The sequence below is a fragment of the Chamaesiphon sp. OTE_75_metabat_556 genome (assembly GCF_031378165.1).
In the GTDB taxonomy this organism is placed as follows: Bacteria; Cyanobacteriota; Cyanobacteriia; order Cyanobacteriales; family Chamaesiphonaceae; genus Chamaesiphon.
In genome coordinates this window covers 1-3285 of sequence record NZ_JANNDR010000440.1, presented here as the reverse complement: position 1 = coordinate 3285, position 3285 = coordinate 1, and the positions used below count along the sequence as shown (strand labels likewise).

Below are 3285 nucleotides of genomic sequence, written 5' to 3'. Positions count from 1 at the left end.
GTAATGAATATCATGCTGGTATCTGTCACCGAACGCACTCAAGAAATCGGCCTCCGCAAAGCGATCGGGGCTACCCAAAATGATATCCTGACTCAATTCACGATCGAAGCAATCATTCTCTCGGTAGTCGGCGGGATTATTGGCACGTTAATCGGGATTGGCGGGATCGTTATTGTTCGCAATTTTAGTCCGCTCAAAACCGCCGCAATTTCACCATCGGCAATTATTCTGGCTGTGAGTGTTTCGGGTGGGATTGGGTTGTTCTTTGGGGTGGTTCCGGCTCGACAAGCTGCGAAATTAGACCCGATCGAGGCTTTGAGAAGCGTTTAATTTAGTTGAAGGTTGAGATTGACTAGCAATCTATTTCTATTCTCAAACAACCTATCTTTACACTGCTAACAATCATCAGTGAACTGAGTTACTGTAAGCGTTGGTTTGTCCATCTAAACATTAGCTTTTCAACCTCCGACCAACCTTTTGCCGAAAGGTACAATGCGGCTTCCTTGCATTCCATAATCAATGAATTGGTAGTAAAATATTGCTCTAAATTGCTTATTTCTGGCGAAGATAAGTCTAGCCATTCTAAATCTATTATTAGAATTTGACACCAAAATTGTAAAATATTTTTAGCAAATATTACATGTTCCTCATCTGCTTGGCTTTCCTCTGGAATCTGTTGTTCTAATGATTGGATTTTTGATTTAGCATCCGCATAATTTATATGATTAAAAATTTTCAACTTTGAGAGTTTATCAATTAGATTGTTTGAACTAGCAATAGCAGTAGGGATGGCTTTAGAATTATGTTTAAGCATCGCAATGTTATAAATATTTGTAATGCAGTAGTTAATATCATCTGAATTGTTATAAATATAAGAGTAAAAATTGCGGTTATATACTTTAGCCTTTGGAATAAAGGCATAGATAATCAATAGTGCTAAATTTCGTTGAGTTACAGAATTAACTTCACTTTGAACATCTTTAGTGGTTTCTTCTACCCAGTTTATAAGATGTCGAGAATTAGATGTATGAATTAGCCTACTGGATGATACAGCCATTCTACCTAGAAGATTATCAGCCCCATTCCTCTTTAAACCTGCTACCAGCAAAAATACTTCGCGCCAGCGAAGATCCATCAAATGTTGTACAACCATCTGACCAATTAAATGTCGATCTACAATATATTGAGCAGTGAGGTACTCTTGTAGAGTTAGATGAGAAAAAGACAAAGTACTACTCGATCTTTCCACTAAAATTCCTTGCTGTATTTGAATTGCTCTAAGAACATTTTCTCCATCTAAATGCTTGGGTGCATTCAAATTTTCAGCAATAAATTCACATACTTCTCTAATTATTTCTCGTTTTTCAAAAAATAGCCGATCTAGACTAAACTGCTCATAGGCAATTTTTGCTAACAGCATTTCCTCTAACTGAATTGTCAAATCCTTGTAAATTGGATCGCGCTGGATTCTTTCCTCTGCGGCCCAACGACGGAGGAGAATATCTAAAGCATCTTTATATAAAGCCGCTCGATGCTTGGGAAAACAAGATGATTCATCATAAACTAGACAGAGAAATGTCAGTAATAATGGAGTGTGTGCTAATTCCTTGGTAGATTGATAACCATTTGCATTCAAAAGTTGCCAACAAGCTTCTGCCATTGCTACGTCCAAATCCTGTTCTTGACAAAACCAGTTATTGATAAATTGCTGGATCTGTTCGTCATCAAAATCTGCCATCTCGACATTTACCAGGTTATTAAATCCACCTTGATAAGCTGCCGTTCGACAGGAGATGATAAAGCGGTTATCTTTGTATTTATTGACAAAATCTTGGATCTGCGTAATTGCCCGATTCAAGTGTTGGCTGGGAATCTCATCTAATCCATCTAATAAGAGCAGCATTCCGCCCTTACTTAGTAAGGTTTGAGTCAGAATATTAGCACTCTCAAAACCACAGGTTTCTAGCTCTGACTGAATCTTCTCAACTAGATCTATTTTTTCACTATCGCAACGTTTTAGCTCGATCAGAACTGGAATTAGTCCGTGGAGATATAATTCCTCTACTGGCGGCTCTATAGTTCCGGTAAGTAGCTGTTGTTTCTCTGCCAATCCAGGTTTTAATCCTGGTAATTTAGTTTGCAGATGATGGCGAGAACGATCTTCTTTTCCCAGCAGTGCCGACAAGCCAATCTTTTTCAAAAAAGTTGATTTTCCTGCACCTGGTTGTCCAAGTACCATCAAATATTGATATTTATTGGCGATACTAATTCCATCTTGCTTATGACATTCATCGGATTGAAATCTGCGTTTGGCAGCATCTCGATATGCTTGTTCTTGATCTTGAAGAGATTTATACTTCCACAGATTTCGCCCTTCAATAATCTGGACGTTGGTATAAATATTTTCCAGTTCGGCAGGTTCGGGCATTCCCAAGACGCTGATTTTGCCGTAGCGATGGCGATAGCTGTCGATATACTCTTTGCAAGCTTGGGCAATTTTCTCTTTAGTTGGAGGAGCACTTGAATTAATCTTTTCGATTTGGCTAGTGCCTTTATCCCAACCCCATTTCAATACAATCTCTGCTAGTTTTAACGAAATCGGATCGGGTGTCATGGGTGCAACCAAAGAACAAGTGTATTTCTACTCTAGCTGAAAAATTAATTGATCGACTACAAAGTCATCGATCGATCCAAATCCCCCTTCAGTAGAGCAGGGTTGATTCATCGATAAAAATCCGTAGGGGTGGGTTTATGCTATCGATCTCTGGTGTGATGATAACTATCATACGAACCCACCCTCCCCCACTAGCAACCTTTCGATCGCATAGCGTGACGATAACCTTCATGCAAACCCACCCTCACTCATTAATAACCTTTCGATCGCATCGCGTACCATTAGCAATCGTCACATTGGGTTGGTGACGATCTATAAGCATTTCTGGTGGGGTGGGCAGGTTTGTACGGAGGTTGACTTCGGGGTTTGAACTGTTAGCATAAACCTGCCCCTACAGATTCTTTTATTAAAAAATCCCCCTACCTTCAGAAGGTAGAGGGGATTTACGGGGTTTCGAGATCTTTGTTCGATCGAATAATTTTATCGTTCGGTTAACTTCGTTAACACCTGATTAGAACGTTCGACAAACGTATTCATCCCATCCGCATTGATGCCTTTTTGTGCCATCAAAGCTAGATCGTAAATATGCTGACAAACGAGATTAACTAAAGCTTGATTTGGTGAACTGCCCTCAGCTTGAACGATCGATCCGCGATCGAGATTTGCTAAGT

Annotated in this window: 3 protein-coding genes; 1 reads left to right on the top strand and 2 read right to left on the bottom strand. The window is 39.6% G+C overall.

Annotated features, from left to right (window positions below):
* Window positions 1-330: FtsX-like permease family protein (locus RMO27_RS17950; protein ID WP_309735024.1), on the top strand; the 330-nt coding region annotated here is incomplete at its 5' end.
* An 88-nt stretch (window positions 331-418) separates the two neighbouring features.
* On the opposite strand, the gene RMO27_RS17945 is transcribed toward RMO27_RS17950, so the two are convergent.
* The gene (locus tag RMO27_RS17945; protein ID WP_309735022.1) at window positions 419-2614 is read right to left on the bottom strand and encodes an NACHT domain-containing protein; all 2196 of its coding nucleotides are present in this window, start codon (window positions 2612-2614) and stop codon (window positions 419-421) included.
* A gap of 480 nt (window positions 2615-3094) precedes the next feature.
* Window positions 3095-3285: hypothetical protein (locus RMO27_RS17940; RefSeq protein ID WP_309735020.1), on the bottom strand; the 191-nt coding region annotated here is incomplete at its 5' end.